This window comes from Amycolatopsis camponoti (assembly GCF_902497555.1).
GTDB lineage: Bacteria > Actinomycetota > Actinomycetes > Mycobacteriales > Pseudonocardiaceae > Amycolatopsis > Amycolatopsis camponoti.
Map to the genome: position 1 here is coordinate 2,758,083 of NZ_CABVGP010000002.1, position 25,784 is coordinate 2,783,866.

Here is a 25,784-nt window from a genome sequence, read left to right on the forward strand (position 1 = left end):
CCCGCGCTCGCGCCCGAGGTGGCGGGAGCCGGACGGTGATGCCTGGAGCGAACCCATGAAGCTCAGCGCGCTGACCATCCGCCGTGGCCCCGACTTCGCACCGGAACCGGTGGTACCGCTCGTGTTCGGCACACGCCGGGCGCCGTCGCCGGGGCTGAGGCTGGGGGAAGAGCTGATCGGCCGCACCGCGATCCTGGCCCTGGACGGCGAATTCGACTCCTACACCGCACCCGAGGTCGACCGGGTCCTCGACCTGGTCCTGCGCCGGTGCCCGCAGCGGCTCGTGGTGGACCTCGCGCGGGTCCGCGTCCTGAGTTCGGCTGGCCTCGAAGTGCTCGTCGCCTGCCACCGGCGGGCCGGCCCGCGGACCGATCTGCGCGTCGTGGCGGCGACGCGGTCGACGTGGCGGCCGTTGCGGATCGCCCGGCTGCACGAGACCCTGGTCATCCACAGCTCGCGGGCGGCCGCCGTCGCCGCTCCCGGGTTCGGGGAGCCACGCGCGTGACCCCCGGTTTCCGGCCGCCCTAGGGGTTCGCCGTCGCTTCGCGTGCGATCACGTCGTCGGCCAGCCGGGCGAGGACGGTGTCGACGGCGGGGCCGAGCTTCTGGACGCAGTCGCAGTCGGGGCCGTGGGCGTCCCGGTGCCAGGCGAACAGGTACTGCAGGGCGAGCTGGTCGACGCGGAAGTCGTGCTCGGCTTCGATCCGGTCGCGTTCGGCCTGCCGGTTCTGCGACAGCAGCAGCAACGGGGCCGCGTAGGCGGCTTGGGTGGAGAACACGAGGTTCAGCAGGATGAACGGGTACGGGTCCCAGCCGCCCGCCCAGGCCACGAGGTTGAGCCCGATCCACAGCAGCACGATCACGCTCTGCCCGACGATGAACGGCCACGAGCCGAACGAAGCGGTGACCCGGTCGGCGATCCGTGCACCCGCGGTCCGGTGCTCGTACCGATGCCGATTGGCGGGGGAGCGGAACTCGCGCTTGTGTCCTTTTCGGACGTTCATCGGCCCGTTCCGGTTGTGCCTCGGGGTGCCCGGGCCGGTATCGGCTTCGGTCATCGGTCTCGTGTTCCGTGGTTCGGCGGGGGAGGTCAGGAGACTTGCCCGCCTTCGGTTTCCCAGCCGTCTTCGCTGGTGTCGGGGTGGAGCCGGGGTGCCGCCGGAGCGACGAGGGCCCCGCTCGCGGCCAGGATGTCCGCGGGCCGGTCGGTGTTGCCGCGACGGGACGCGGTCGTCAGCGCTCGGTGGCCCGCCGGGTCCGCCGCCTCCGGGGGAACGACGAGGAGCGTGAGCTGATCCGGTTCCGAGCCGGTGATCGACAGAACGTGGCCGTCCCGGTCGAGGAGACCGTCGAGCCGGACGACGTGGCCGCCGATCTCCATCCGCCGCGGCGCACCGTCCCATTCGGACACGGTGTACGCCACCCTGGTGAGGTAGCCCATCCGGGCCGTGAGCACCGCGGCCAGCCCCGGCAGTTCCGCCGCGAGATCACGCGACCGCGGCCACCAGCCGCCGTCGACGTGACCAGCCGGCCCGCCCTGCGGTTTCCACCCCAGCCTGGGGGCGGGAGGGGTACCTCGACGCGGTCGCGCGGAGGGCGTTCCGGTTCTGGTGGGCGATTCCGGCGTCATGCCGCTGTCCCGTCCCGATCGCGGTGATCGATGTGGAGGGCAACCGAGGACGGCGCGGGCTCTGCCGCCGACGCGCGAAATGCTCTCGGTACCTCGGATTCTACACCTGTCGCGGCGCATTTCGCGGCTCGCCCAGCTGCGAGACGTGATCTTCGGGGGCATCGGGGACCGGTGGTTCGCCGGCCGGTTGCGCGGTCACGGCGATGATGTCCCGGTCGTCGACCCAGCGCACCGAGGTCGCGGGGCCGTCGTCGGCGACGATGGGGACGCGGGCCCCTCCGGGGCCGAACTCGGGCCGGCCGGCGAGGCTGCCGGTCCGCGGCGAGCGGGGATCCGGGCCGGCGTAGGTGACGCGCCAGCTCCCGACGCTGAACGCGATCTGGCGCCGAGGCGGGAAGGGAGTGACGTCGTCAGCCGGCACGTCGCGGTCCGGGTTCCCGGCAGTCATCCGTCTCCTCCTCGGCCGTGGGTGCGTTCCGCGCGGTGCGGGGAACGGCGGGCACGCCGAGGTCTGGGGCGGTCCGGACAGCCTAGGCGTCCTACGCCATCCACCAGGGTTGAATCCCCCGGACGGGGGACCTCGAATGGAGGCGACGGTTGCGGGTCCGGTCGGCGCGCGAGATCGGTCTGCCGCGGACCGAGGTCGTCCCCGGAGCCGGCTCAGCCGTCGTGGACGGGCACCGGTCGTCGCCCCGGCACCGGGCGGGAGCCGCCGCTCCCGGCAAGAGTCGTCGAGGCCAGCTCCGCCACGAGCGCGGCCGGTGAGCAGGTCTCCGCGAACAGCGCGCGTTGGCGTGCCGCGCCGGTTTCCCCGGCCCGCACCGCGGCGAGCTGCCGCTCGATCGTCGCGAAGTCCCCGGTGGCCTCCAAGGCCGGCCGGACGTAGTCCAGGAGCCGGCCGACGAGCACGTGGTTCGGGAGGACCCGGCCGGTGCAGGGATCGATGCCTGGGCCGGGGTAGCCGCCGCGGGCCGCGGCGGTGAGCGATGCGACGACCGGCGCGGTCCGCACCGGCCGCGGCGCGACGCCGGCCCGGGCCTCCGCGAGGATCGTGACCACCAGGGCGCGGATCAGCCCGGCGAGCAGCACGGCGTCTTCGGCCGTCAAGCCGACGTCCGCGATGCGGATCTCGACCGTCGGGTACTTCGGTGAGAGCCGGGCGTAGTAGTAGACCCCGTTCGCGTCCAACGCCTCATCACGGCGTACCGCGCCGTCGACGCTCGCGGCGTAGGCGGTCGCGTCCGGCCAGTCCAGGGGCGGGTTCGCGGTCGGCCAGCGCGACCACAGCGGGTACCGCCCGCTGGCCCACCCGGAGTCCGCGTCGTGGGCGAGCGGCGAATTGGCGCTGATGGCGAGGAGCGGGGCGAGCCAGGGCCGCAGGCCGGCCAGGACCCGGACGCCGAGTGCCGGGGACGGGATGCCGACGTGCACGTGGCAGGCGCACGTGCCGGCTTCCGGGAGGAGCGCGGGATATCGGGCGGCCAGCGCGCGGTAGCGGGGTTCGGCGGTGACGCCGGGCAGGCCCGGCAGGTCGCCGCAAGGGGGTGTCCCGGACGCCAGCACCAGGCAGCCGGCGCGACCGGCCGCGTCGGCCACGAGCCGGCGCAACCCGAGCAGCTCCGCCCGGATTTCGTCGAGGCCGGTGTGGATCCCGGTGGCGGTTTCGATCTGGAACCGCAGGAACTCCGGCATCACGGCGGGTTCGCCGTCGAGCAGCTCCAGCACCCGGGGCGCGGCGAGCGCCACCCCACCGGTCGCCGGGTCCGCGAGGATGAACTCCTCCTCCACGCCGAGGGTCAGATCGTTCCTTTCCGGCAGGGAAAGTCGCACGTGCACGGCCGGGCTCCGTCCCTCGGTGGATCGCCAGTCTCACCGGCTCACCCGGTCCCGCGTAGGGCCTCAGGTCACCCATCGGGGAACTTTCGGCCCTTCCGCGGGACCGGCGGCGGACGGACCCGGAGTGCGCAAGACGATGGGGCGGCCCTCCGCATTTCCCATTTGTGTTCCAGCGGATGCACGTGAATGTTCCCGCCCTTTCAAAAAGAATCTTTCGGCATTACCCGTCCGGTGGGTTCGTGGCGCTCACGATCGGCTAAAATCGGTTGACGCTCCGGACCCTGGTGGTGCATCCAGTCACACCTGGAAACGGAGGCGCTGCGATGGTCGGTATTTCCGTGCTTTTCGCGCCCGTGTCCTTACCGAGGAATCGTCGATGACCACCGCCGCGCGCGGCGAACCACTGCCGTTCCGGGTCGAGGTGAGCGATCTCGAAGCGCTCGAGGCGACGACCCGCGCGTTCCGCGCCCTGGACTACCGGTACGGCGGCGGGTACTGCCACGCCCCGCTCGCCGCACTCGCCTCGTGGACGGTTCTGCTGCGCGAGGGATCCGTTCCGCCGCGGCTGCGGCGACGGCTTTGCCGTGGTCTGGCCGACCTGCACAACCTGCTGGCGTGGACGGAGTTCGACTCCGGTCGCGACGGGGCGGCCCTCCGATCGTTCGACGTGGCGGCGGAGCTGGCCGGGGAAGCCGGGGACCACGATCTGCTCGCCAACGTCAGCTACCGGCGCGGTCGGCTGCACCTGCACCGCGGCTCGGTCGACGACGCGCTGGCGGAGTTCGCTCGTGGGCAGGACGCGGCGGTGCGGGGGGCGTCGGCCCGGGCGCGGGCCATCCTGTCGATCAACCAGGCGTGGGCCTGGGCGATGCGGGCGGACGAGTCCGCCGCCTTGCGGCACCTGGGCCAGGCGATCGACGCGTTCCCCGGCGACGCGTCCGCGGCGCCCTGGACGCGGTTCTTCGACGCGAACGATCTCGCCGCCATGACCGGAACGGTCCGGGTCGAGCTCGGCCGTACCGTGGGGCGCTACCACGCGGTCCTCGCGATCCCGTTCCTCGACGACGCGGTGGCCGCCTACGGGCCGGAGATGAGCAGAAGCCGTTCGCTGACCCAGATCATGCTCGCCCTCGCCCACACCCTCGGGCGCGACACCGAGGCGGCCGCGCGCGTGGGGACGGAGGCCATCAGCCTCGCACGCGCGATCCGGTCGGTGCGCGCAAAGGGGCGCTTGCGGCCGCTGGAGGCCGCGCTCCGGGACCGCTCGAGCAGCCGGGCCGGCGGGGAACTGCTGACCCGGATCGCCGAGTTCCAGGCGGAACCCGGGGACGTCCCGGCCGGCTGAGCCCGACCGGCCGGGCGTCACGGCAGTGCGGTGGACGCGAGAAAGGTTCCTTCGGCCCTCGGGCCGGGGGCGGGCGACTCTGGGCAGACCGTCGCCGGAGTGGACACGGTGGTCGGAGGCCGGACGCCCGCGTCGCGCAGACCCGGGCCGGCCGGTCGGCGAGAGGACAACACATGCAGATCCAGATCAGCACGGACCGAGCCGTGGCCGGTGGCGAAGAGCTGCTCCGGCACTTCGAGGGAGAGCTGGCCGCCACGTTGTCGCGGTTCAGCGACCACATCACGCGGCTGGAGGTCCACTTCAGCGAGGAATCCGCCACCGACGGACCGGACCGCCGCTGCGTGCTCGAGGCCCGGCCGGTCGGACGGCGGACGGTGGCCGTCAGCCACCACGCGGGTTCGGTCGCCGAGGCGTGCCGGGGTGCCGTGCACAAACTCGAGAGCGTGCTCGAAGGTGTGTACGGGCGGACCGACCACCACAAGGGCGGGGACTCCATCCGGCACCAGGGCGGGCGTGCCGGGTCATGACCGTGCACCGTGGACAGTGTGCGCCGATCGTGCCCTCCGTCGTCATCGACTTCCCGCGCGCGCCGGTCGCCGGTCACCGGTACCAGGATTTGACGATCACCGTGGAGCGGCTCGGCGAGACGCTGGTCGTCGCCGTGGACGGGGACGTCGACCTCGGCACGGCGCCGATGCTGCACGACGTCCTGGACGCGAACCTGGGCCGGGCGCCGCGGCGGATCGTCGTGGACCTGTCGCTCGTGCGGTTCCTGAACGCCGCTGGGCTGGAGGTGCTGCTCGACGCCCACCGCCGGGCCTCCCCGGGCACCGATGTGCGGCTGGTCGCCACGACGCGCGCGACCTGGCGGCCGCTGCGGCTCACTCGCACCGATGAACGCCTGGTCGTCCACACCTCGCGGGCAGCGGCCATCGCGGCGCCGCTGTGGGCGGCGGCGGACACCGGCTGACGCCGGAACCCGGTTTCACCTGCCGGAAAGGGACGGCTCAGTTCCCGGTCCGCTCGTCGGAACCGGGTGGCCGGGCGTCGAGGATGTCGGTGGCCCGCACCAGGCTGATCTGCTCGTCCGAGGCGGACCCCTGCCGGCGGATGGGCACCCAGGTGGTGCTGGTGTGCTCGTCGCGCAGGCTGTGCCCCGCGACGGTCCCGACGTTTTCGCGCCACGCCGGGGCCGCGCGCGAGGCGCGGTGGCGGTAGCGGTAGCGGACGACCCACCCGGGTGGGTACCCACCGCCGTGGCGCGTGGGCCAGGTCCGGTTCGCGCTCCCCGTGGTCCGTCCCGCCGGGTACGCATCGGTCTGCTCGTCGTCCACCGGTGCCAGCCTTCGCTCGCGGCGCACGGAGTACGCCGTCATGCTTCGCCGGGGTCCGGGGCGCGGTCTTCCACACTAGAACGGGTAGTCCCGGGCGCGGTTCGCCCGGGCGAGTGGTTCTCCGGCCGGGTGGCCAGGCTGCGCACGCCCGAGCTGAAGACGGCGAGCAGGGGCACGGCGAGCAGGGCACCCACGATGCCGGCGGTGACCAGCCCGATGGTGAGGGCGAGGACCACAGCGAGGGGATGAAGCCGGACGGCGCGCCCGAGCAGGAGTGGCTGCAGGACGTGGCTTTCGAGCTGCATGACACCGACGACGACGGCGAGCACGATGACGGCGGCCCACACGCCGTTGGTCACCAGGGCCACGAGGACGGCGATCGCGCCCGCGATCACCGAGCCGATGACCGGGACGAACGCGCCGAGGAAGACCAGCGCGCTCAACGGAGCCGCCAGCGGGACCCCGATGATCACCAGGCCGAGGCCGATGCCGACGGCGTCGACGAGCGCGACGGCCGCCGTGCCGCGGATGTAGTGCGCCAGGGTGGTGAACCCGCTGCGCCCGGCGGCGTCGACGCGGTCGCGCACGCGGGCCGGGACGGCCCGCAGCACGAACACCCAGATCACGCGGCCCTGGGCGAGGAAGAAGATCAAGCAGAACACGACGAGCAGGGCTTCGGCGAGCAGTTCGCCCACGGTCACCGCCGTGGTGAGGGCGCCCGAGGCGATCGCCGACTTGTTCCGGCCGAGCATGGCGGTCAGGTTGCCGAGCATCTCGTCGAGCTGGCCCTGGCTCAGGTGCAGCGGCCCGGTCTTCAGCCAGGTGTTCAGGTCGGTCAGGCTCGCGGTGACCTGGTCGATCAGCGCGGGCATGCCGACGGTGACGCTGATGACCACGAACGTCACCACGCCGCCGGCCAGGGCGATTCCCCCGACCAGCACGATCGCGGCCGCCAGCCCGCGGGGGACCTTCTTGCCCACCAGCCAGGAAACGGCCGGGGAGAACAGGCCCGCCAGCAGGAGCGCGACGGCGACCGGGACCAGCACCGAGGCCAGCTTGACGGCCAGGAAACCCACGACCGTCAGGGCGGCCGCGACGACCAGGGCGCGCCAGGCGACGGCGGCCGCGACGCGGAGCCCGTACGGTACCGGGGAAGAGTCGGGAGCCGGCATCGGATCAGCGCGCGGCGGGTTGTGTTGCGAACATGAAGATCCTGCTCCTGGTGGGGGATGGCCGGGGCCGGCGATACTGCCGGCCGTCGCGAGAGCAGGGTCCGGACGCTCGGGAAGCCGCGCTCCGATCCTACTGCCGGCGGGCTCCCAGCGCGCTTTCGTTTCCCCGGCCGGGTGTGCCCCGCGGTCAGCCGCCCGCGGGGCGAGGCGAATCCGGTTCGGGGACGTCGCGGAGGTAGGGCCTCAGCTGCTCGGCCAGCGACCTTCGGGTCCCGGCAGCCACCGGCGCGGGACGCTCTTGGCCGGTGTGGCGCCCGGCGGCGGTGTCGGCGACGAACCGCGCGACCGCGTCCGGGTCCGGCACGAGGTCGCCGCCGCCTTGGTACGCGAGGACCACCGCGGCTTCGGCGGGGTCGGTTTCCACCGCGAGCGACCAGCCGCGCCGTTCGCTCCACACCAGCATGACGTCGTGGTCGGGCCGGTCGAGCCAGCGCCGGGGCAGCCCGAGGTAGGCGGTGGCCGTGTCGCTGATCTCCACCGTCGTGCTCTCGTCCGGGACGCCGACCGCGGCCGCGACGGCGCGCACGTACTCGCCGAGGCTGCGTTCCAGGGTTCGGGTGTCGGGTTCGGCATGCTCCATGCCCGCCACGCTAGGCGGCCGCCGCCCGGCGTGCCGGGCGGGCGACGTACCGGTCGTGCCGGGGGAACCTTTCCCTCGGTTCGTTCGTTATGGGTGGTGGCTGCTCTTGCCGCCCATCACTTCCACGGGCCTCTTGCAGCTTCGATCGCTCCGGACCCTGGCGACTGGCCGTGCCACGGAAAGAGCGATGGAAATGACCCACACACTGGAACGCCCGCCGACCCGGTCGCCCAAGGCCGCCGAGCCGATGCTCGCGGGCGAAAAGTCCCGCACCGAAACCCTTCTGGTCAAGCTGTTCGCGGTGGTGCCGTTGCTCGCGCTGGCCGCGGCGGTGCCGTTCGCGTGGGGCTGGGGCCTCGGCTGGACCGACGTCGCCCTGACGGTCGGGTTCTACTTCCTGACCGGGCTCGGGGTGACGATCGGGTTCCACCGCTACTTCACCCACGGCGCGTTCAAGGCCGGCCGCGGCCTGCGGATCGCGCTCGCGGTCACGGGCAGCATGGCCATGCAGGGCCCGGTGATCGGCTGGGTCGCCGACCACCGCCGTCACCACGCCTTCGCCGACCGCGACGGCGACCCGCACTCGCCCTGGCGCTACGGCACCTCCGCCGCCGCGCTCGCGAAGGGGTTCTGGCACGCCCACATGGGCTGGTTGTTCGACCGCGAGAAGACCAACGCCCAGCGGTTCGCGCCCGATCTGCTCGCCGACCGCGACATCGTCCGGATCGACGGCTGGTTCCCCGCGCTCACCGTCGTCACCCTGCTCTCCCCGGCACTGATCGGCGGCCTGGTGACGCTGTCCTGGTGGGGTGCGCTGACCGCGTTCTTCTGGGCCGGCCTGGTGCGGGTGGCGGTGCTGCACCACGTGACCTGGTCGGTGAACTCCCTGTGCCACCTGATCGGCGAACGGCCCTACGCCGCCCGCGACAAGTCCGCGAACTTCTGGCCGCTGGCCATCGCCTCGATGGGCGAGTCCTGGCACAACTCCCACCACGCCGACCCCACCGGCGCCCGCCACGGCGTCCGCCGTGGCCAGCTGGACATGTCCGCGCGGCTGATCTGGCTGTTCGAGAAGCTCGGCTGGGCCACCGACGTCCGCTGGCCGAGGGCCGAACACCTGGCCCGCAAGCTCAATCCCGGTTACAGCGCGGCCCCCCGCGGGTTCGGCAGGCTGAAGCGCGGACTGCTCACCGAGACGCCGGCACGGCAGCACCCCGGCCGTGGGAGCCGGTCATGACCGCCGTTCGCGACGAGGTCCGGCTGCAGCGGAAACCGGCGGCCGGCGGCGGGTACGTCGACGGAGCGTGGTGGCCGCGCTCCCGCGAAGCCGGCGTCGAGTTCGCCGACCTGATCACGGCGGCGCGCGACCAGGTCGGCCAGGTCGAGCGGATCGGTTACCCGCTGGGCGACGGCTGGGAGCTCACCCACCGCAAACTCGTGGTGGACGGCCACCTCGTGCGGCTGGAAGGGTTCCACGCCATGCCGGCGCACACCCTGACCCTCATCGGCACCCAGCAGCGGCGCCTGACCCTGCTCGTCATCGCACCCGGCACCCCGCAGGACACCGCCACCACCGTCCTGAGGACCGCCGCGGACCCGGACGACACGGCAAGTCCCGATGACCTCCTCGCCGCGCGGAGCGGGCGCCGGCGCGGGCAAACGGGTAGCGAACCCGCGTTGCCGGGCGCCGAGGTCTAGACTGGGCACGACGCCCCAGACCTCGGCGATCCTGTTTCGCGGCACGGCTCGCAGCCGACGCCCGGCCCGGACGGTGAGGCGCACGATGGTGGGACGTAGGGCGGTGGCCGTTCTCATCGGTCCCGTCAGTGCCCTGGCCGCGATCGGTGCCCTGACCTTGCCGGGGGACGTCCTGTTCGGCTGGATCCTGCTGGGAGCCGGCGCGGGAATCCTCGTCGCTTTCGGCGCTTCGCGGCTCCGGCGCGGGCGAGATGCGGCGAATGGGCCCGACCTCCCGGTGGGCGCTGCGGCGGCGGCGGCGTTCGTCACGGCGTGCCTGGTCCTCGCCGGCTTGCTCGCCACGGTGGGCGGCGCCCTGACCGCGACCGTCCTGGTCCTGCTCGTCGCCGGCGGGCTGGGGGCCGGCTATCGCCACCGTGCTGCGCCGTCCACCGCACCCGAGCCCCACGACCGCTCGGTCCGGCGCCCCGTGCCACCCGTCCCGGTGGCCGACATGGCCACCGACGACCTGTGCGTGGCGTGGCGGCGCAGCTACTTCCTCCTGCTCCTCGCCACCGACGAGCCGGCCCGACGGCGTGTCGTCCAGCGCCGGCAGGACTTCCTCGACGAGATCGAACGTCGCGACCGCCGCGGGTTCCTGCGCTGGCTCGACAGCGGCGCCCGGGCCGGCAGCGATCCCGGTCCGTACCTGACCACGGGAAGCTGACCGGCCGGGGAGGACACCATGCGGGTCGACGGCACGCTCCTGGCGTCGGCGGTGTCGGGCGACCGCACCGCGACGAGCGCGTTGCTGGGTCTGCTGCACCCGGGTGTGCTGCAGTACTGCCGGGCCCGGCTGGGGGACCGGTGGCACCGCGACAGCGACGCGGACGACTGCGCGCAGGAGGTCCTGATCGGCGTGCTGGGCGCGCTGCCGGGCTACCGGCACGGTGCCGGCGAGTTCATGGGCTTCGTCTACGGCGTCGCCGCGCACAAGGTGGTCGATGCGCACCGGCGCCGCGGTGCCGACGTCAGCGTCCCCGTTCCGGAGTTCGCTCCGGAACCCTCCCGGCAGCGTGGCCCGCTTCGCCACGTCGAAGACCTCGAGCGGCGGCAACGGCTGCGCGACCTGCTCGACCTCCTGGCGCCGCAGCAGCGGGACGTCGTGGTCCTGCGGGTCCTGTTCGGCTTGTCCGCCCACGAAACGGCCGCGGTGCTCGGGGTCGCCAGCCCGGGCGCGGTGCGGGTGAGCCAGCACCGCGCACTGATCGCGCTGCGCCGGCACATCACCGCCGCGCCGGTGCCGTGATGGCCCGGCCCGGCCGGCGGTTGCGGGTAGGGTGGGTGCCCGCGGCCGCGACAGCGGTGCTGATCCGGACCTGGCTGTGTCCGAGTTGGTGTGGCGATCACGTGCACCGACATGGGCGGAACTGGATGTGGAAACGCGGTGGCTGAGGTCGAAGTCTTGCGCGCGAGCGTGCTGGCCGCGCTGGGTGAGGGTGGAGCCGGCAGCGGGGTCGACGTCGTCGGCCGGGTGTGCCGGGCGTGTGTGCGCCTGTTGCCGGTGGACGGTGCGGCGGTGTCGGTGATGGCCGATGCCGGGCACCGCGAGATCGTCTACGCCAGTGACGCGGTGAGCACAGCGCTGGCGGAACTGCAGTTCTCCCTTGGTGAAGGGCCGTGTTTCGAGGCTTTCACCGTCGGTGGGCCGGTCCTGGTGCCCGATCTGGCCGCCGGGCCGCCGCCGGCGTGGCCGGTGTTCGCGGCCGAGGCCGCGGCGCAGCCGGTGGCCGCGCTGTTCACGTTCCCCGTGCAGATCGGGGCGGTCCGGGTGGCGACCCTCGACACCTACCGTTCGACGCCGGGCTCGCTGAGCCCGGACGAGCTGTCGACGGCGCTGCAGGTGGCCGACATCGCCGCGCTCGCCCTCTCGGGACTGCGCGCCGGAGGTGGTCTGTGGCTCGACGGGGACGGGCGGTGGATGGAGGGCGCGGGGATGCGGTACCGGGAGGTGCACCAGGCCACCGGGATGCTGATCGCGCACCTGGACCTGCCCGCGTCTGCCGCGTTGGCCCGGTTGCGGGCGTACGCGTTCGGGCACGGACGTTCCCTGCTCGAGATCGCGGCCGACATCGTGGCCGGGCGGCTGCGGTTGGACGAGGAGTTCGGTGAGGTACACCATGAAGGCAGCTGACGAACCAGGAGATGGTGGGCATGGCCGACCGTGAACGACAGGTGACCCGGGCGTTCGTCGCGTTGGCGGACACGCTGGTCGACGACTACGACGTCGCCGACCTGCTGCACACGCTGGTGCAGCAGTGCGTGGAGCTGCTCGACGTCGCCGCGGCCGGACTGACACTGGTCGACGAACGGGGCGGCTTGCAGCTGCTCGCGTCCTCCACCGAGCAGGCGCGGCTGCTCGAGCTGTTCCAGCTCGACATCGACGAAGGCCCGTGCATCGAGTGCTTCACCACCAGCACCCCGGTGCTGGTGGCCGACATCGCGGCGCAGGCGGTGCGGTGGCCGCGGTTCGCCGCCGAGGCGGCCAAGGACGGGTTCGCGTCGGTGCACGCGCTGCCGCTGCGCCTGCGCAAGCAGACGATCGGGGCGCTGAACCTCTTCGGGCACGACTCGGGGGACCTGTCGGCGGACGACGTGGCACTGGCGCAGGGGCTGGCCGACACCGCGACCATCGGCATCCTCCACGAACGAGCCTTGCGCCAGGGGGAGATCCTCTCCGAGCAGCTGCAGACCGCGTTGAACAGCCGGGTGATCATCGAGCAGGCCAAGGGTGTGCTCGCCGTCAGCGGGCAGCTGAGCATGGACGCGGCCTTCCGGGCCCTGCGCGGCTTCGCCCGGCGGAACAACCTCCGGCTCAGCGACGTCGCCCGCGCGCTGGCCGACCGCGATCTCGCTCCCGCGGTCGTCCTGGCCCCCGCGGAGACGAGTCACTCCCACTGACCGGGGGTCCGTTGCGCCACCGGTGAAAGGGTGCCGAACGGTCCACCTGGCGGTGACCAACGGCCCTCGCGCCCCGGACGCGGTGCCGTGATGCTGGAAGCGGCCGACCGGCCCTCGACTCCCGGGAGTTCCCATGCGGTTCCGCGATCGCCGGGAAGCCGGCGAGCGGCTGGCCCTGCGGTTGCGACCACTGCGCGGCGACCGTTCCGTGGTGCTCGGCCTGTCGGAGGGCGGCTTGGTGGTGGCCGGCGAGATCGCCGACGTCCTCGGCGCGCCGCTGGACATCCTGCTCACCGGCCGGATCGAGGCCGCGGGGCCGCCGCCGACGACGCTCGGCGCCGTCGGGGAGGGCGGCTTGGTCGTCTGGGACCACGACGCCATCCGCCGGTTCGACATCGACCCGGCGGAGCTCGCCCGGCTCCTCGACGAGGCGCGGGCCGGACTGTCCCGGCAGGTCGCCGTCTACCGGCGCACCGTGGCGCCGGCGGCGATCGCCGGCCGCACGGTCGTCCTCGCCGACGACGGCGCCGCCACCGGCACGACCGCGCACACGGCGATCCGCGTCCTGCGGGCCCGCCAGGTCCGCCGGATCGTGCTGGCGGTCCCGGTCGCCCAGGCCGACGTGGTCGACCGGCTCGCCCGGGAGGTGGACCAGTTCGCCTGCCTGCGCCCGCTGCCCTGGCTGCACGCGGTCGGCAACAGCTACCGGAAGTTCCCCGCGGTCGCCGACACCGAGGCGCTCGCACTGCTGCACCGCGAACCCCGCCTGCCGACCGAGGTCCGCCACTGATGTCCACAGTGGACTGAAGAGTCAGCTCGGGAGGCGCACGCCGATTTCGTCGCCCAGCGCCGCGCCGCCGGCCAGCTCGAGGTCGTCACCGCTCCAGAACCGGCCCGCGTCGTACCAGTTCGGCCGGCGGTCGCGGGGCAGCAGGCCCATGGCTTCGTAGGTCAGGGCGACGATCTCGGCGCAGTAAGCGCTTTCGAGACCGGCCTCCCGGGCCTCCCGCCTGCGACGAGGCAGCCGGCCGCCGAGCCAGCGCGACGCGAGGCGAGCGGTCGACGGGAACGGCGTGCCGTCCAGCCGCGCGATCGTCCGCAGGACGGCGTCCTCCGCTTCCCCGGTGACCGGGTGGTCGAGCTGGCGCAGCCAGACCTGCTGGTGGTACTTCTCCGCCCACACGAGCACCGCCCGGCGCAGGTCGTGCAGCTGGGCGCCCCGCTGGTGGGTCCCGGACCAGACGTCCGGCAGGGCCCGACCCAGCTCCGCGTGCCACATCAGCGGCGGCAGGTCCTCGATCACCACGGCCATGCCGACGTGGTTGACCGGGCTGTTCGTCACGACGCGGATCGTGCGGTCGGCCGCGGACCGGCCCCGGAACAACCACAGGTCGCCGGTGCGCGTCACGGCCACGGCTTCGTCGAGATCCAGCTGGTTCCCCGGCACGGCAGTAGCCTAGGCCGATGCGCTGGTGGAAGACAGTGGGACTGGCCGGGCTCGTCGGGGTCGCCGCGACCGGGGTGGTGATCGCGCGCGAGGAACGCCGGCGGCGGGCCTACACCCCGGACGAGATCCGCGAACGGCTGCACGCCCGCCTGGATGCCTCGCCACCGGCGTCCCCCGGCGAAGCCGGCGGCTGACCGGACGTCACTCCGGGGAGCGGTTCCGCGTTGGCAGGCCGGGCCGGAACGGGATGCCCAGTGCAGCGAAGACGCCGAGCATCTTCGCGTTTCCCGCGTCCACGTCGGCGACGAACATCCGCACCCCTTCGTGTTCCGCCGAGACGGCGAGCTGTTCGAGCAGCAGGGCCGCCACGCCGAGCACCGGGCCGTGGCCGTCGACCACCAGCGCGACCTGCGCTTCGGCCGGGTCGGCGAGAACGTCGTAGCGGGCGACGCCGGCGAGCCGGGAGTGCACGAAGCACCCCACCGCCGTGTGCCCGACGCCGGAGCCGCGGGACAGCTGCGTCGAAAGCTCGGCGAGCCCCGCCACGCCGAGACCGAAGAACATCAGGTGCCGGTCGCGTCCGGAGAGCCGGGCCCGCAGCGCGAGGACCGCGGCGCCGTCGCATGCTTCCAGCTCGCGGACCCAGGCGACTTCGCCGTCCGGGAGCAGGGCTCGTACCGGTGGGGTGGCGGTGGACATGGACTCTCCTCGCAGGGCCGGTGACCCGCCCGGGTCCACAGTGCTCTGTCCTTTTCGCACAGAACACTGCGGAGTCCGTCGGCGCGGGTCAGTGCTCTTCGGCCCGGGTTCCGTTCACGGCCGCTTTCGGCGGCACGATCGGGGCCGTGGCGGCCGGTTCCGGCCGGGTCGCGGCGGCGCTCTCGCGGGCCAGGAAGGAGCCCAGCTCGCCGATGGTGCTCATCAGCGGGGCGGGGAACACGACGGTGGTGTTCTTGTCCACGCCGATCTCCACCAGGCTCTGCAGGTTGCGCAGCTGCAGCGCGAGCGGGTGCGCCATCATCGTGTCCGACGCCTCGCCGAGTGCGGCGGCAGCGAGGGATTCGCCTTCGGCGCTGATGATCTTGGCGCGCTTTTCGCGTTCCGCTTCGGCCTGCCGGGCCATCGCCCGTTTCATCGTGTCGGGCAGCTGGATGTCCTTCAGTTCCACCAAAGTCACTTCCACGCCCCAGTCGAGCGTGGTGACGTCCAGGATCCGGCGGATGTCGACGTTGATGCTGTCGGTCTCGGACAGCGTCTCGTCGAGCGTGTGCTGCCCGACGACCTTCCGCAGCGTCGTCTGGGCGATCTGGTCGATCGCGGCGTAGACGTTCTCGATCGCGACGACCGACTTCACCGCGTCCCGTACCCGGAAGTACGCCACCGCGGACACGTCGACGCTCACGTTGTCCCGGGTGATGATGCCCTGGGACTGGATCGGCATCGTGATGATCCGCAACGGCACCCGGCGCAGGACGTCGACGACGGGGACGATCAGCCGCAACCCCGGCTCGCGCACGCCGATCACCCGGCCGAGCCGGAACAGGACACCCTGTTCGTACTGCTTGACGATCCGCACCGCGGTAGCGAGGAGAAGCAGCAACGCGGCGGCGATGGCGATGATCACGAGAACGTTCATGGTGCTCCAGACTTCGCGGCTAGCGCGGGAGGAGGTTCAGCCGGAGAGCTTCACCTGGTTGTCGACCGAGGTCACACCGGGGGCGAACCACGCGGTCTGCTCGGCCGAACGGCGTTCGGCCGGGGTGAGGACCTGGCCGGTCAGGGTGACCTGGCCGTCGTCGATGCCGACCTCGACGTGCTGCGCGAACCCCGGCGCGTGCCGGGCGAGCGCCGCGACGATCTGCGCCTTGGTCTCGGACGCCGAGACACCCGGCGAAGGCCGCAGCGTGATCAGGTTCCGCACCCCGCTGATGCCGGGGAGCACGGCCACCGCCCGGCGGGCGGCTTCGCGCTGGTAGTGCCAGTCCACCGAGCCGCGTAGGGTGACCACCCGGTCGCGCACGTCGACCTGCACCGAGTCCTTCGGCACGACGATCGTGTGGCGGTCGAACACGGCCATGGCCTCCCGGGCGAGATCCGCGTCCACCGGAACGTCGTGACCGTGCCGGACGAGGATCTTGTCCGCGGTCGTGGTCACGCCCTGGACCCGCGTCGCGGCGCGCAGCGCCTCTTCCTTCTCGGGGTAGGTGCCCACGTGTCCGGACAGCGTCGCGACACCGTCCGAGACGGTCACGCCGATCCCTTCGGCGTTGACGCTGGGGGTCCAGGCGAGTTCATCGGTGACAGCGGTCTTGAGGTGATGATCGGGCCTGTGCTGGATCTCGGTCATCCCTCCACCGTGGTCCGTCCGCACCGCGCTGCCTAGTGCCGCGGGACCCTTCTTCCGGGGTCGTTCGGCGCGGGCGGGCGTAGCCTGGGGAAGTGGATGACCGCACGCAGCACGACCTCCCCGTCATCACGGTCTTCCTGGTCGACGACCACGAACTCGTGCGGCGCGGAGTCGCCGAACTCGTCGACGACGAACCCGACCTGACCGTCGTCGGGCAGGCGTCCTCGGTCGCCGAGGCCATGGCCAGGATCCCCGCGCTGCGCCCGGACGTGGCGGTGCTCGACGTGCGGCTGCCCGACGGGAACGGCGTGGAGCTGTGCCGAGACCTGCGCGCGGCGCTGCCCGGCCTGCGGTGCCTGATGCTGACCTCCTTCACCGACGAGGATTCGATGGTCGAAGCGGTCTTGGCCGGCGCCGAGGGGTACGTCATCAAGGACGTGAAGGGATTGCAGCTGGTCGACGCCATCCGCCGCGTGGGGTCCGGCGAGACCCTGCTGGACGCCCGGGCGGTCGCCGCGCTCGTGGGCGAACTGCGGGCGAAGACCGGGAAACCGGGGCCCCTCGCGGGGCTGAGCGAGCAGGAACTCGTCCTGCTGGACCTGCTCGGGGAAAGCCTGACGAACCGGCAGATCGCCGAGCGGATGTTCCTCGCGGAGAAGACCGTCAAGAACTACGTGTCCCGCTTGCTGGCGAAGCTCGGCTTGGAGCGGCGGTCGCAGGCGGCGGTGCTGGTCACCGGGATCCACGACGCGGAGCGCCGTCCGGGCGGCTAGTGGCGAACGGGTGCTCGTCGCTGATCACGACGTCCTCGAGCGGGGTCCGCGCCGACGACGGCACCGCGGTGCCGTGACCGAGCCGCAGCATGATCTGGGGCCAGAGCCCGCCGCCGAGCAGCTGCCGCAGTTCACGCCGGGTCGTCGGCTCGGCCATCGCCTGGGAGGAGAGGGCTGCCGAGATCCCGGCGGCGGCGGCCGTCAGCAGTACCCGCTGCATGGCCTGGCCGGCCTGGAGCCGGCCGAGGGGGGTGTCGTGCAGCGTGCCGACTACCACGACCAGCCGGCCGGGGTCAACGTCGAGGTCGTTCCCGCCACCCGGTCCCGGTGTTCCGGGCGAGACTTCCGTGCGGCGCATGATGTCGCGCAGCTGCGGCACCTGGTCGGCGGTGATGGTGGCCAGCCAGGCGCGTTCCACTTCGGCCGCCCGCCGGAGCTGCCGCTGCACCGCGTCGGGGACGACGGCGGCGGTGAACGGGCGCCGGTTGCTCTGCCGGCCGGCGATGGCCGCCACGAGCTCCCCGTCGTGCGGGGTGATCGTCTCGTAGCCGTTCGGCTGTACGACGGCGAGCAGCTCGGGCCGCCCCGCCGTGGGCAACAGCCGGACGTCGGCGTGGCTGCCCTGCGCCTTGATCGCCAGCCGGAGGTTGAGCAGCGCCGCGCCGCAGTCCAGCATTCGTTCCCGTTGTTCGCTGTCGGTGCCTGTGGTGAGCGGATCCGCGTACAGCTCGACGGAATCCGGGGTGCACTGGAACCGCCACGGCCGGGCGGACCGCAGCGGCGGGGGAGCCGTGGCCGCGAGGAGGACGGCGTGCACCTGGCTCGCGCTGAGGTGGCCGACGGGCATGACACCGGTCTTCATGGACGGCTCCGAACTCCTGGATTACTGGATGCGCTTTCACCGTCTGCCCGGACAGCGGGCTCCGCCCAGTGCCGAACGGCCCCCGCCTCCGGGCGAAGGTCGTCGGTTGCGACCCGGATCGGGACCGCTGTGTCACAGTGGTGGCATGCCCGAGGAAACGACGTCGGGCCGGGACCGGATGGACGCGCTGCCGGCGGCCGTCCTCGCCTTTTCCGCCGGTCTGGAGCTCGAGACGACGCTGCACCGGATCGTCACGGCCGCGGCCGGCCTGGTCGGCGCCCGGTACGGCGCGCTGGCCCTGCTCGACGAGGACGGCCGGACGACCGCGTTCGCCGTGACCGGCGTCGACGACGCCACCCGGGAGCGGCTGGGCCCGCCACCGGACGGCCACGGGCTGCTCGGCGCGCTGGTGACCGGCCGGGCTCCGGTGCGCCTGGCCCACCTGGGGACCGGTGAGTTCCCGCCGGGCCATCCGCCGATGGGGGCGTTCCTCGGCGTCCCGCTGCCGGTGCGGGGCGAGGTCCTCGGACGGTTGTACCTCAGCCGCGAGCAGCCGTTCACCGCCGACGACGAACGGGTGACCGTGGCGCTGGCCGCGGCGGCCGGGATCGCGGTCGACAACGCGCGGCTTTACGAGGAGAGCCGGAGCAGGCAGCGGTGGCTGGAAGCCACCGGGGAAATCTCCGCCGAGCTCCTGGGCGGCACGGACGTCCGTGAGGTGCTGCACCTGATCGCGACCCGGGCCGCCGAGCTCACCGGCGCCGACGACGCGCTCATCGCGTTGCCCGAGCAGCCGGGTGGGGCACTGGTCGTCACGGTGTGCGCCGGCCCGGACGCCGATGTGCTGGCCGGTCGCCGCATCCCGCTCGACGGGTCGACCTCGGGCGCGGTCCTGCGGGACCACGTGCCGCGCAGTGTGCCGAAGCTGACGTACGACCTGGCCGGCGGCCTCGGCGTGGACCTCGGGCCGGCGCTGGTGGTGCGGTTGCGGTCCGGCTCGCGGTCCGGCGCGGCGGTGCTCCTGGCGATCCGCGGCCGCGGGGCGGCGCGGTTCGCCGAGCACGAGCTGCAGCTCGTGTCCGCCTTCGCCGACCAGGCCGCGCTGGCGCTGCGGGACGCCGAAAGCCAGGCCGCCCGCCGGGAGCTGGACGTCGTGGTGGACCGCGACCGGATCGCCCGCGACCTGCACGACCAGGTCATCCAGCGGCTCTTCGCGGTGGGCCTGGGGATCGAGGGCACCCGCCGCCGGTCCGATTCGCCCGCGGTCACCAGCCGGCTCACCCAGCACATCGACCAGCTCCAGGACGTCATCGAGGAGATCCGCAGCGCGATCTTCGCCCTGCAAGCGCAGCCGGGAGCCGGGCGGGGCCTGCGGGCCCGCCTGCAGAACGCGATCGCCGACACGACCGCCGACTCCGCGATCCGCACGACGGTGCGGCTGTCGGGGGCGTTCGACCGGGTGCCCGCCGGTCTGGCCGAACACGCCGACGCGGTCGTCCGCGAGGCGGTCACCAACGTCCTGCGGCACGCGAGGGCGGCCGAACTGGCGGTCACCGTGTCCCTGGAAGGCGACCTGGTCGTCGAGGTGTCGGACACGGGGGTCGGGATGCCGGAAGCCGTGGCCCGCAGCGGACTCCGCAACCTCGAGCAGCGCGCCGCGGAGGCGGGCGGATCGTTGCGGCTCGACCGCCCGGCCGGAGGTGGCACCCGTCTGGTGTGGACGGTCCCCGTTCCCTGACGCCGGGGGATCCCGTGGACGTCACCGACCGGGTGGTCCGCCCACGGGCTGGTCACACGAGCTGCAGGTCGGTCGTGAACTTCAGGGTGGGGTTGTGGAGTGACTTCTCGTGTGGGACCGCCGCAGCTGATCGTCAGGCAGTTCGTTCTCAGGTAAGTGGTCTTCACGAACGTAGACGTTCCTGGCGAGTCCGGATGCCGTCGCGCTGTGTGCGTCGGGCCGTGCGTATGCCCTGGATCGCCGGGAAAGTCGCCTCGTCCACGAGCGCCGGATGTGACTGTCGGGTGGGAAGACCGTGGTGGGCCGGGCCGGTTGTGCCGGCGCTGTGCCGGTTCACACCTGCCGCCCTGTGTACCGCGGATTCTCGAGGATGCCGACCACCGTGCGGACGATCGACTCGTGCCTCGTCCGGTGCCGGTTGCGGTCCCGGTCGGCGCTCGAGGGGCATGGGACGCCGCGGTTGCCCGCCTGGGCGCCCGCGAGTACGACCCGGTGACCGGCCGGTTCGCCTCGGCCGACCCGGTGCTGGATTTCGACGATCCGCAGCAGCTCAACGGGTACGCCTACGGCAACAACTCGCCGGTGACGAACTCGGACCCGAACGGCCTGTACTGGAAGACCGTCTCGGTGGCCAAGCGGACCGCGGTGACGACGTTCGTCTGGGCGCTCTACATCGTCGGGCTGTTCATGCCGGTCGTGATGCTGGTGGCGGTGACTTATTGGGTTGTGCAGGTCTTCTAATACCGGATCTGGATCGACCCGCCGTGGGCGGGCGGTGGTGGGGCGGGCGGCGGGTGACGCCGAACAGCAGGCACTGAAAGAGGCGGGCCTGAGCCAAGCCGAGTACGAGGAAGCCAAGAAGGCGGCGGCGGACAAGCGCAGCTGGATCGACGTGGCGATCCAGGTCGGTGGCGACATCCTGCAGGAGATCATCGGTGTCAAGGGCGTTGTCGACAACTGCATCAAGGACTTCAACCTGGCCGGCTGCGCCTGGGAGATCCTGACCTCGCTGCCATGGGGGAAGGTGCTCAAGGGCGGCAAGATCGTCGACAAGATCGTGTCGGCGTTCAAGGACACGCTGACGTGGATGCGCCGCCGCGACAAGGCGGCAGCGGATCTGCGGCGGGTCGAGCAGGCCGAGGAGCGCCTGTCGAAGGTTTCGTGCAACAGCTTCGCGCCGGGCACGCTGGTCCTGATGGCGGACGGGAGCCGTCGTCCGATCGAAGAGATCCGGCTTGGGGACCGGGTGCTGGCCACGGACGTTTCGACGGGCCGAACCACCTCACGCGAGGTGGTCGCGACGATCATCGGCCAGGGCTGGAAGCACATGGTGCAGATCTCGGTCGCGGGTCAAGCCCCGATCGTGGCCACCGACGGTCACCCGTTCTGGGTGCCTTCGCAGCGTGGCTGGGTGGATGCGGAGGCCCTCCGGGCGGGCGATGACCTGCTGGTGGCAGGTGGGGCCGTGGTGACGGTTTCAGCGGTCCGCGAGCTGACTCGGCCGGCGCGGGTCCACAACCTGACGGTGGACGCGGACCACACCTTCTGCGTCGAGGCCGGGGAGCGTCCGGTGCTCGTCCACAACGACAATTGCCCGAAGGGCAAGTTGTCCGACCCCCTGCCCAAGGGCATGAACAACAAGATCGCCTCTGCCTACGACGATGTGAAAGCCGGAAAGCTGACGTCGCATGACACCTACTCGGGACGCGAGTACCCGTGGTGGGGCGGAGCCAAGGAAGATCCAACGGTTCAGCGCGCCGCACTTCCCTGATTCGGGCTGGAACTGAGGAGTCGGCAGCGGTCGTGCGCGTCCAGCGGTGACGGGAAGGGAAAGGGGGAGTCAGGTGGAGTCCGTTGAGAGTGGTGCGCTGTACCGCCTGGTCGACGGGAGCGGGGGCAACCTGCTCGTCGGGGCCGAAGAGCTGGACGGTTTCTTCGTCTCTCCGGGCGACGACTCGTCGGAAGTCGCGTTCTTACGGGCGCGCCTCGGTGAGAGACCTCCGCGGCGCGTCGAGGACGCGGTCCTCGAGGTAGTGAACACACAGCGCGAAAGGATAGGTGAGTACCTCGTCGGAGGGGTGATTTTCGGTGACTCCGGTACGGCGGACGCGCGGGGCGAAGTTCCCCGCGTTTCGTTCCGGTACTTCGGCGACCGGTGTGAGTATCCGGAAGCAGCCGGGATTTGGCCGCGGTGGGCGTCGGGACGGCCGCTGCTGACGGGCGAGTGGCTTCAACGCCCGGGCGGCCACCACCAGGCTTGGCTGCACGTCGTGCGGAACTCGTGGTTCGCCACCGGTCACGGTGCTGTCAGGTACGGGAACGCGGAGGTGATGACCCTCGACGGTGCATCGACTGTGACGAAGGCCGGCTTTTACTGTGCGTTGGGCGAAGCCGCCAACGGTCCGGGGGGCTACTTCGGTTCGAATCTCGACGCCCTCGCCGATTGCCTCCGCTCGAGTCCGGTGGGGACGCGACCGGTCAGGCTCCTGTGGAAAGACTTCTCCTCCTCTGAAGAGGCACTGGGGAAGCAGTTCGTGAGCGCGATCACGGCTGTCTTGGGTGAGTTCGGCGTGGTCGTCGAGGTTCGATGACTCCGGACGACATGGGTGAGGACAGCAGGGGCGGTTTGCCCGCCGCACTGTCCCGGTCGAGTTCTTCGAGTCCCGAACCGCCGCCCACGTCGCCGGTGAGATGGTCGACGTGATGCCGGGCGACTTGCTCGCCTCGGAGGAGATCGCGCTGCTGGACCGGGCGCTGGTGGAGTGGGGTGGTCCTGCCCGGTGTAGTGACGAGCTGGTCGCGGCGGAGATCGTCTTCGTCGGTGATCCGGCGGGTACGGGGTGCGAGTGGCCGACGACGACCGGGCTTGACGGTGTGGTGACGCTCCCGACTTTGCGTGGAATCCAGTGGAATCCAGTGGAAGCTGGGGGAAGGTTGTTCGCGCGTACTACGGGAAGCGGCCGAGCGAGGCGTGACAGAAGAGATCCGGTGGTTGAGTGAGTGGTTCTCGAGTCAATGCGACGGCGACTGGGAGCACGAGTTCGGCGTCCGGCTCGAGACGTTGGACAATCCGGGTTGGAGGCTGCGCGTCGACATCGTGGGCACCAGTGTGGAGGGCCGAGTGCTGCCGAGGTCGAAAGTGGACCTTGGAGCGGGTCGTTGGCTCTGGACGTCAGCTGACGGGACAAGTTACGAAGGGTCCTGTGACGTGCGGTCGCTGCGTGAGTTGGTCGCTGCGTTCCGGGGGTTCGTGTCGTCTCTGGGGTGAGGAACGGTCATGACCGAGCAAGCGAGTGGTATGCGACGCGCCGCGTTCCGGTGAACCGAAGTCAACGATCCGGCGTACGAGGCGCTGGTCACGCTAGAGCGGGCGACTGAGCTCGACGCGGCCATCGGGCGCCTCGCCGCGCTCCGACGATTGAGCTCATGGCGCGCAGCAGGCTCCGGCCGAGCCGCTCGATGGCGTCCCGGTACAAGCCGTCAGCCCGCTCGCCGGTCGTCATCAACGCCCGGGACCGGGCGACGATGCCCTGAGCCGCGTCGTTGGGCAGGTGGACCGTGGCCTCGAGCACGTGGTGGAGGGCGTCCTCCGCGACTGCCGTCCGGCCGGCTCGGATTGCGGCTTTGAGCAGCTCCACCGCGGCCCAGGCGGACAGATACATCCGGGGGTGGTAGTCGACGGCCGCGCGCGCGGCGACCAGCGCTTCTTCGTACTGGCCGAGCCCGTTGCACAGAACGGCGCGGGAGAAGTCGCAGCGCTCGGTCACCGTTCCCTGCCCGGCCGCCGTGGCCTCGGTCAGGACGGCCTCGATCACCGCCCGAGCCTTTGGCGCCGTCTCCGGCCGCATCGGTTTCCGCGATCGCTTGCGCGACGTCGGCGAAGTCACCGCACCGCACCCCGGCTTGCGCGAAGACACTGCACCCGGCCGAGGTCGTACCCGTTCGCCCAGTACTGGACCAGCGCCCGGATCGTCGCCAGCTGCACCCCCTGGGAGCGATCGCCCACGAGCTCCCGGCTCGGCCAGCGCGTCGCCGCCAGCCGGTGGCGTAGGTCGTCGAGCGCCCCTTTGCGGAAGGACACGGTGAACGGTCGGATCGCGTGGCTCGTTTGCTGCTCGAGCGTGGTCATCTCATGCGCGGCCTTTCCCTCGAATTCCGGCACGAACGGATCCGGGTACGGGAGGCGGTATGCCCCTCGCCGGCTCTTCGGATGTGCACCAGCGTGGCAACCCGCTCGGGCGATTCGCGCCCGTGGAAGATCCCGGTCGACACACTGGGGCAGGGCCCCAGGGGGCGCCCGGGTTTTGGTGAGTCGGACCATCGACCCGGTTCGGAACGGGCAGTTCGTTCGGCTGGGGCAACCTGGACGGCCCTTCTGGGCGTCAGTCCGGCACGGGAACGCCGGGAGGTCGCTTTGGATGTGCCGTCGAATGTTCTGCTGCCGGGTGAGCGGTTGCTGTGGTCGGGACGGCCACAGCGTTTCACCCTTGCTCGGTTCGACTGGCTTCAGCTCGTCTTCGGGCTGTCCTGGTTGATCGCGACCATCGTGGTCCCGGTGGCCAGGCACCAATCGCTGTCGTTCTTGGCCTGGGTCGTCGGGGTGGGAGGTGTCGCGTCCCTCTGGGTGCCGGTCGTCGTCAGGTTGCGGGGGCGGCGCGGTGTCGAGTACGTCGTGACCGACCGGCGGATCGTGCTGGCCGATCGCTTCTCGGGGAGGACGCGCGCATCGGCGTATCTGGGCACGTTGCCGCCGCCGGTGGTCCGGATCCGGCGAGACGGCAGCGGAACCATCGTCTTCGGCAGGTTCTCGCGTGCCCGTGTGATGCCCCCTCCTTCGTTGGGGCCCCTGGTGTTGACGGGACTGGTCGCCGTGCCGGAGGCCGGGCGTGTTCGCGATCTGATCGCGTGGGCGCAGGCCGGGCAGGCCTGACCTCACCCGGCATCCGCCCATCGGCGTGAGCGTGCGTCGTGGCAGGATGACGGGCACCTTCCGCGCCGCACCGGTCAACGAGCTGAAATCCGCCGAGTTTCGATCACCTTGGTGTTGTAGTAGGCACCGTTCACGACCGTCGTCTCGACAAGGACCTCGAAATGTTTCATCTTTTTCAGCCTGCGGAGGAGCTTCCGGTCTCCGAGTTTCTCCGCTGCGGCTGCGGTGCCATGTTCCCAGCAGCCCGCCACGATGACGATTTCCGACGTATCCGGAGCCAAGGGGTTCGGCGTCCGGATGATCAAGGCGTGGTCTCTGACCGGATAGCCTGACTCCTCGTACTGCGGCGCCAGCGTTCGGCCTGATCTCAGGTCGTTCACGACGTGCGCCTCGTGGTCCGGATCTTCGGCGAAAGCGTAGGAGACTACTCCGTCCAGCTTCGCCAGCATGGTCCTCGTCACGTCGTTAGCCACCGGCCCGCCGATCAGGACGAGGTCGGAACTCAGTTCACGCGGGGTCAATTGCTTCGACTCGGTGATCTTCCCGGCGAAGCCCAGCTTGCGGAGCTGGGCTTCGATTTCAACGAGGGCCTGGATGTCACCCATGCCGACCACGCCGGCTCTGGCCCACCGTTGCCGCGGTCCGAAGTCGTGGGCTCCCAGGACGATCAGCGGGTGGCGGCCACCCAGCGCCCGCCAGAATCTGCGCGCACGGACCAGCTTCAGGCGTCGTCTCGCGGTCGTCGTCGACCAGACCAGCACGCCCCCGATGGCTGCCGCGATCAGATTGCTGGAGATGTCGGGGAAGGCTTGGACCAGCCAGCCACCGATTCCTCCGACAGCCGGCTCCATTCACAACACCCCCATCGACACGAGTCCGCTTACCCAGTCGCACTCAGCCTAGGTCCTGTTACTGCCTGCTTAGCTGCTCGGTCAGCACCGCGCGGAGCTTGCCCGGGACACAGCAGCTGCACCCGCCGCCATCAGCCACAGTTCGGCCGCGTCGGTTATAGCACGCTCTGCGGCCTGAGCGGGTGTCGGTATAGCAGGTCGAGTAGATGGTCAACATACTGAAAGTGGTGCACCAGCGAGG

The 25,784-nt window shown here is 71.6% G+C and carries 34 protein-coding genes; 19 read left to right on the top strand and 15 right to left on the bottom strand.

What is annotated here, in order from left to right:
* Positions 1 to 55 precede the first annotated feature (55 nt).
* Positions 56 to 505 carry an STAS domain-containing protein gene (locus tag AA23TX_RS33215; protein WP_155546668.1) on the top strand — a complete coding sequence of 150 codons (450 nt, stop codon included), beginning with the start codon at positions 56 to 58 and terminating at the stop codon, positions 503 to 505.
* 19 nt (positions 506 to 524) lie between these two features.
* On the opposite strand, the gene AA23TX_RS33220 is transcribed toward AA23TX_RS33215, so the two are convergent.
* The 4 genes from AA23TX_RS33220 to AA23TX_RS33235 all read right to left on the bottom strand — a co-directional run bounded on the left by AA23TX_RS33220 (position 525) and on the right by AA23TX_RS33235 (position 3,466).
* Positions 525 to 1,058: a DUF1003 domain-containing protein gene (locus tag AA23TX_RS33220; RefSeq protein WP_230862842.1), complete on the bottom strand. Its 534-nt coding sequence runs from the start codon at positions 1,056 to 1,058 to the stop codon at positions 525 to 527.
* Between the two features lie 32 nt (positions 1,059 to 1,090).
* Complete coding sequence (locus AA23TX_RS33225; protein WP_338422528.1) at positions 1,091 to 1,792, bottom strand: DUF5994 family protein; 702 nt, start codon at positions 1,790 to 1,792, stop codon at positions 1,091 to 1,093.
* The gene (locus tag AA23TX_RS33230; RefSeq protein ID WP_230862844.1) at positions 1,731 to 2,078 is read right to left on the bottom strand and encodes a hypothetical protein; all 348 of its coding nucleotides are present in this window, start codon (positions 2,076 to 2,078) and stop codon (positions 1,731 to 1,733) included. The genes AA23TX_RS33225 and AA23TX_RS33230 overlap by 62 nt, the downstream gene beginning before the upstream one ends.
* Positions 2,079 to 2,290: 212 nt before the next feature.
* Entirely contained in the window at positions 2,291 to 3,466 is a 1,176-nt protein-coding gene (locus tag AA23TX_RS33235; RefSeq protein WP_155546670.1) for a carboxylate-amine ligase, read from the bottom strand.
* Positions 3,467 to 3,602: 136 nt separating this feature from the next.
* On the opposite strand from AA23TX_RS33235, the gene AA23TX_RS33245 reads away from it, so the two are divergent.
* From AA23TX_RS33245 to AA23TX_RS33255, 3 genes are all read left to right on the top strand, one after another.
* Entirely contained in the window at positions 3,603 to 4,811 is a 1,209-nt protein-coding gene (locus AA23TX_RS33245) for an NsdA family TPR-like regulatory protein (protein ID WP_500676496.1), read from the top strand.
* Between the two features lie 173 nt (positions 4,812 to 4,984).
* Positions 4,985 to 5,338, top strand: coding sequence for an HPF/RaiA family ribosome-associated protein (locus AA23TX_RS33250; RefSeq protein ID WP_155546671.1), 354 nt, complete (start codon positions 4,985 to 4,987; stop codon positions 5,336 to 5,338).
* The gene (locus tag AA23TX_RS33255) at positions 5,335 to 5,781 is read left to right on the top strand and encodes an STAS domain-containing protein (protein ID WP_155546672.1); all 447 of its coding nucleotides are present in this window, start codon (positions 5,335 to 5,337) and stop codon (positions 5,779 to 5,781) included. The genes AA23TX_RS33250 and AA23TX_RS33255 overlap by 4 nt, the downstream gene beginning before the upstream one ends.
* A gap of 37 nt (positions 5,782 to 5,818) precedes the next feature.
* On the opposite strand, the gene AA23TX_RS33260 is transcribed toward AA23TX_RS33255, so the two are convergent.
* The 3 genes from AA23TX_RS33260 to AA23TX_RS33270 all read right to left on the bottom strand — a co-directional run bounded on the left by AA23TX_RS33260 (position 5,819) and on the right by AA23TX_RS33270 (position 7,957).
* A complete protein-coding gene (locus AA23TX_RS33260) occupies positions 5,819 to 6,187 on the bottom strand; it encodes a hypothetical protein (RefSeq protein WP_155546673.1) in 369 nt (122 codons plus the stop codon).
* Positions 6,184 to 7,317, bottom strand: coding sequence for an AI-2E family transporter (locus tag AA23TX_RS33265; protein ID WP_155546674.1), 1,134 nt, complete (start codon positions 7,315 to 7,317; stop codon positions 6,184 to 6,186). The genes AA23TX_RS33260 and AA23TX_RS33265 overlap by 4 nt, the downstream gene beginning before the upstream one ends.
* Before the next feature lie 187 nt (positions 7,318 to 7,504).
* Positions 7,505 to 7,957 (bottom strand): DUF6292 family protein, encoded by a 453-nt coding sequence (locus tag AA23TX_RS33270; protein WP_155546675.1) that lies wholly within the window; start codon positions 7,955 to 7,957, stop codon positions 7,505 to 7,507.
* Positions 7,958 to 8,150: 193 nt separating this feature from the next.
* Here AA23TX_RS33270 and AA23TX_RS33275 point away from each other — a divergent pair, with 193 nt between their 5' ends.
* From AA23TX_RS33275 to AA23TX_RS33305, 7 genes are all read left to right on the top strand, one after another.
* On the top strand, positions 8,151 to 9,194 hold the full coding sequence (locus AA23TX_RS33275) for an acyl-CoA desaturase (RefSeq protein ID WP_230862845.1): 1,044 nt from the start codon (positions 8,151 to 8,153) through the stop codon (positions 9,192 to 9,194).
* Entirely contained in the window at positions 9,191 to 9,655 is a 465-nt protein-coding gene (locus AA23TX_RS33280) for a DUF5994 family protein (protein ID WP_155546677.1), read from the top strand. The genes AA23TX_RS33275 and AA23TX_RS33280 overlap by 4 nt, the downstream gene beginning before the upstream one ends.
* Positions 9,656 to 9,758: 103 nt before the next feature.
* Positions 9,759 to 10,361: a hypothetical protein gene (locus AA23TX_RS33285; RefSeq protein ID WP_230862846.1), complete on the top strand. Its 603-nt coding sequence runs from the start codon at positions 9,759 to 9,761 to the stop codon at positions 10,359 to 10,361.
* Positions 10,362 to 10,379: 18 nt separating this feature from the next.
* Positions 10,380 to 10,943: a sigma-70 family RNA polymerase sigma factor gene (locus AA23TX_RS33290; RefSeq protein ID WP_155546679.1), complete on the top strand. Its 564-nt coding sequence runs from the start codon at positions 10,380 to 10,382 to the stop codon at positions 10,941 to 10,943.
* Between the two features lie 138 nt (positions 10,944 to 11,081).
* Positions 11,082 to 11,828 (top strand): GAF domain-containing protein, encoded by a 747-nt coding sequence (locus AA23TX_RS33295; protein WP_155546680.1) that lies wholly within the window; start codon positions 11,082 to 11,084, stop codon positions 11,826 to 11,828.
* 20 nt (positions 11,829 to 11,848) lie between these two features.
* Positions 11,849 to 12,595: a GAF and ANTAR domain-containing protein gene (locus AA23TX_RS33300; RefSeq protein WP_155546681.1), complete on the top strand. Its 747-nt coding sequence runs from the start codon at positions 11,849 to 11,851 to the stop codon at positions 12,593 to 12,595.
* Between the two features lie 133 nt (positions 12,596 to 12,728).
* A complete protein-coding gene (locus AA23TX_RS33305) occupies positions 12,729 to 13,385 on the top strand; it encodes a phosphoribosyltransferase (RefSeq protein ID WP_155546682.1) in 657 nt (218 codons plus the stop codon).
* 21 nt (positions 13,386 to 13,406) lie between these two features.
* Here AA23TX_RS33305 and AA23TX_RS33310 read toward each other — a convergent pair whose 3' ends face one another.
* Positions 13,407 to 14,042 (bottom strand): hypothetical protein, encoded by a 636-nt coding sequence (locus AA23TX_RS33310; protein ID WP_155546683.1) that lies wholly within the window; start codon positions 14,040 to 14,042, stop codon positions 13,407 to 13,409.
* 17 nt (positions 14,043 to 14,059) lie between these two features.
* Between AA23TX_RS33310 and AA23TX_RS49750 the strand changes: the two genes are divergently transcribed.
* Positions 14,060 to 14,236 carry a hypothetical protein gene (locus AA23TX_RS49750; RefSeq protein ID WP_196425641.1) on the top strand — a complete coding sequence of 59 codons (177 nt, stop codon included), beginning with the start codon at positions 14,060 to 14,062 and terminating at the stop codon, positions 14,234 to 14,236.
* Positions 14,237 to 14,243: 7 nt separating this feature from the next.
* Here the strand turns inward: AA23TX_RS49750 and AA23TX_RS33315 are convergent, their stop codons facing one another.
* The 3 genes from AA23TX_RS33315 to AA23TX_RS33325 all read right to left on the bottom strand — a co-directional run bounded on the left by AA23TX_RS33315 (position 14,244) and on the right by AA23TX_RS33325 (position 16,389).
* Positions 14,244 to 14,741: a GNAT family N-acetyltransferase gene (locus AA23TX_RS33315; protein WP_155546684.1), complete on the bottom strand. Its 498-nt coding sequence runs from the start codon at positions 14,739 to 14,741 to the stop codon at positions 14,244 to 14,246.
* 88 nt (positions 14,742 to 14,829) lie between these two features.
* Positions 14,830 to 15,678 (bottom strand): slipin family protein, encoded by an 849-nt coding sequence (locus tag AA23TX_RS33320; RefSeq protein WP_155546685.1) that lies wholly within the window; start codon positions 15,676 to 15,678, stop codon positions 14,830 to 14,832.
* A 36-nt stretch (positions 15,679 to 15,714) separates the two neighbouring features.
* Positions 15,715 to 16,389: a BON domain-containing protein gene (locus tag AA23TX_RS33325; protein ID WP_155546686.1), complete on the bottom strand. Its 675-nt coding sequence runs from the start codon at positions 16,387 to 16,389 to the stop codon at positions 15,715 to 15,717.
* A gap of 92 nt (positions 16,390 to 16,481) precedes the next feature.
* On the opposite strand from AA23TX_RS33325, the gene AA23TX_RS33330 reads away from it, so the two are divergent.
* Entirely contained in the window at positions 16,482 to 17,162 is a 681-nt protein-coding gene (locus tag AA23TX_RS33330; RefSeq protein ID WP_155546687.1) for a response regulator, read from the top strand.
* Here the strand turns inward: AA23TX_RS33330 and AA23TX_RS33335 are convergent.
* Positions 17,122 to 18,024: a hypothetical protein gene (locus AA23TX_RS33335; RefSeq protein WP_155546688.1), complete on the bottom strand. Its 903-nt coding sequence runs from the start codon at positions 18,022 to 18,024 to the stop codon at positions 17,122 to 17,124. The genes AA23TX_RS33330 and AA23TX_RS33335 overlap by 41 nt on opposite strands.
* Before the next feature lie 145 nt (positions 18,025 to 18,169).
* Here AA23TX_RS33335 and AA23TX_RS33340 point away from each other — a divergent pair, with 145 nt between their 5' ends.
* The 5 genes from AA23TX_RS33340 (at position 18,170) to AA23TX_RS51040 (ending at position 23,030) form a co-directional block, all read left to right on the top strand.
* Positions 18,170 to 19,762, top strand: a complete 1,593-nt coding sequence (locus AA23TX_RS33340; protein ID WP_155546689.1) for a GAF domain-containing sensor histidine kinase — start codon at positions 18,170 to 18,172, stop codon at positions 19,760 to 19,762.
* 399 nt (positions 19,763 to 20,161) lie between these two features.
* A complete protein-coding gene (locus tag AA23TX_RS49755) occupies positions 20,162 to 20,503 on the top strand; it encodes an RHS repeat-associated core domain-containing protein (protein ID WP_196425642.1) in 342 nt (113 codons plus the stop codon).
* Between the two features lie 34 nt (positions 20,504 to 20,537).
* Positions 20,538 to 21,533, top strand: a complete 996-nt coding sequence (locus AA23TX_RS33350; RefSeq protein ID WP_155546691.1) for a polymorphic toxin-type HINT domain-containing protein — start codon at positions 20,538 to 20,540, stop codon at positions 21,531 to 21,533.
* 73 nt (positions 21,534 to 21,606) lie between these two features.
* Positions 21,607 to 22,353 (top strand): barstar family protein, encoded by a 747-nt coding sequence (locus AA23TX_RS49760; protein WP_196425643.1) that lies wholly within the window; start codon positions 21,607 to 21,609, stop codon positions 22,351 to 22,353.
* 380 nt (positions 22,354 to 22,733) lie between these two features.
* Positions 22,734 to 23,030, top strand: coding sequence for an Imm53 family immunity protein (locus tag AA23TX_RS51040; protein ID WP_369334189.1), 297 nt, complete (start codon positions 22,734 to 22,736; stop codon positions 23,028 to 23,030).
* An 88-nt stretch (positions 23,031 to 23,118) separates the two neighbouring features.
* On the opposite strand, the gene AA23TX_RS33365 is transcribed toward AA23TX_RS51040, so the two are convergent.
* Both AA23TX_RS33365 and AA23TX_RS33370 read right to left on the bottom strand, forming a co-directional pair.
* The gene (locus AA23TX_RS33365) at positions 23,119 to 23,577 is read right to left on the bottom strand and encodes a hypothetical protein (protein WP_155546692.1); all 459 of its coding nucleotides are present in this window, start codon (positions 23,575 to 23,577) and stop codon (positions 23,119 to 23,121) included.
* Positions 23,578 to 23,645: 68 nt separating this feature from the next.
* Positions 23,646 to 23,924 (bottom strand): epoxide hydrolase N-terminal domain-containing protein, encoded by a 279-nt coding sequence (locus AA23TX_RS33370; protein WP_230862847.1) that lies wholly within the window; start codon positions 23,922 to 23,924, stop codon positions 23,646 to 23,648.
* A gap of 258 nt (positions 23,925 to 24,182) precedes the next feature.
* On the opposite strand from AA23TX_RS33370, the gene AA23TX_RS33375 reads away from it, so the two are divergent.
* Positions 24,183 to 24,692: a hypothetical protein gene (locus AA23TX_RS33375; RefSeq protein ID WP_230862967.1), complete on the top strand. Its 510-nt coding sequence runs from the start codon at positions 24,183 to 24,185 to the stop codon at positions 24,690 to 24,692.
* Between the two features lie 74 nt (positions 24,693 to 24,766).
* On the opposite strand, the gene AA23TX_RS33380 is transcribed toward AA23TX_RS33375, so the two are convergent.
* Positions 24,767 to 25,543 carry a hypothetical protein gene (locus tag AA23TX_RS33380; RefSeq protein ID WP_155546694.1) on the bottom strand — a complete coding sequence of 259 codons (777 nt, stop codon included), beginning with the start codon at positions 25,541 to 25,543 and terminating at the stop codon, positions 24,767 to 24,769.
* Positions 25,544 to 25,784: the final 241 nt, after the last annotated feature.

What these genes read in the sequence shown, in the direction of transcription:
- AA23TX_RS33305 (WP_155546682.1), top strand. Translation starts at nt 12,729, where the DNA reads ATGCGGTTCCGCGATCGCCGGGAAGCCGGCGAGCGGCTGGCCCTGCGG.
- AA23TX_RS33265 (WP_155546674.1), bottom strand. Translation starts at nt 7,317, where the DNA reads ATGCCGGCTCCCGACTCTTCCCCGGTACCGTACGGGCTCCGCGTCGCG.
- AA23TX_RS33315 (WP_155546684.1), bottom strand. Translation starts at nt 14,741, where the DNA reads ATGTCCACCGCCACCCCACCGGTACGAGCCCTGCTCCCGGACGGCGAA.
- AA23TX_RS33255 (WP_155546672.1), top strand. Translation starts at nt 5,335, where the DNA reads ATGACCGTGCACCGTGGACAGTGTGCGCCGATCGTGCCCTCCGTCGTC.
- AA23TX_RS33275 (WP_230862845.1), top strand. Translation starts at nt 8,151, where the DNA reads ATGACCCACACACTGGAACGCCCGCCGACCCGGTCGCCCAAGGCCGCC.
- AA23TX_RS49750 (WP_196425641.1), top strand. Translation starts at nt 14,060, where the DNA reads ATGCGCTGGTGGAAGACAGTGGGACTGGCCGGGCTCGTCGGGGTCGCC.
- AA23TX_RS33245 (WP_500676496.1), top strand. Translation starts at nt 3,603, where the DNA reads ATGGGGCGGCCCTCCGCATTTCCCATTTGTGTTCCAGCGGATGCACGT.
- AA23TX_RS33220 (WP_230862842.1), bottom strand. Translation starts at nt 1,058, where the DNA reads ATGACCGAAGCCGATACCGGCCCGGGCACCCCGAGGCACAACCGGAAC.
- AA23TX_RS33300 (WP_155546681.1), top strand. Translation starts at nt 11,849, where the DNA reads ATGGCCGACCGTGAACGACAGGTGACCCGGGCGTTCGTCGCGTTGGCG.
- AA23TX_RS33250 (WP_155546671.1), top strand. Translation starts at nt 4,985, where the DNA reads ATGCAGATCCAGATCAGCACGGACCGAGCCGTGGCCGGTGGCGAAGAG.
- AA23TX_RS33325 (WP_155546686.1), bottom strand. Translation starts at nt 16,389, where the DNA reads ATGACCGAGATCCAGCACAGGCCCGATCATCACCTCAAGACCGCTGTC.
- AA23TX_RS33380 (WP_155546694.1), bottom strand. Translation starts at nt 25,543, where the DNA reads ATGGAGCCGGCTGTCGGAGGAATCGGTGGCTGGCTGGTCCAAGCCTTC.
- AA23TX_RS33335 (WP_155546688.1), bottom strand. Translation starts at nt 18,024, where the DNA reads ATGAAGACCGGTGTCATGCCCGTCGGCCACCTCAGCGCGAGCCAGGTG.
- AA23TX_RS33230 (WP_230862844.1), bottom strand. Translation starts at nt 2,078, where the DNA reads ATGACTGCCGGGAACCCGGACCGCGACGTGCCGGCTGACGACGTCACT.
- AA23TX_RS33215 (WP_155546668.1), top strand. Translation starts at nt 56, where the DNA reads ATGAAGCTCAGCGCGCTGACCATCCGCCGTGGCCCCGACTTCGCACCG.
- AA23TX_RS33225 (WP_338422528.1), bottom strand. Translation starts at nt 1,792, where the DNA reads ATGCCCCCGAAGATCACGTCTCGCAGCTGGGCGAGCCGCGAAATGCGC.
- AA23TX_RS33260 (WP_155546673.1), bottom strand. Translation starts at nt 6,187, where the DNA reads ATGACGGCGTACTCCGTGCGCCGCGAGCGAAGGCTGGCACCGGTGGAC.
- AA23TX_RS33280 (WP_155546677.1), top strand. Translation starts at nt 9,191, where the DNA reads ATGACCGCCGTTCGCGACGAGGTCCGGCTGCAGCGGAAACCGGCGGCC.
- AA23TX_RS33340 (WP_155546689.1), top strand. Translation starts at nt 18,170, where the DNA reads ATGCCCGAGGAAACGACGTCGGGCCGGGACCGGATGGACGCGCTGCCG.
- AA23TX_RS33290 (WP_155546679.1), top strand. Translation starts at nt 10,380, where the DNA reads ATGCGGGTCGACGGCACGCTCCTGGCGTCGGCGGTGTCGGGCGACCGC.
- AA23TX_RS33320 (WP_155546685.1), bottom strand. Translation starts at nt 15,678, where the DNA reads ATGAACGTTCTCGTGATCATCGCCATCGCCGCCGCGTTGCTGCTTCTC.
- AA23TX_RS33270 (WP_155546675.1), bottom strand. Translation starts at nt 7,957, where the DNA reads ATGGAGCATGCCGAACCCGACACCCGAACCCTGGAACGCAGCCTCGGC.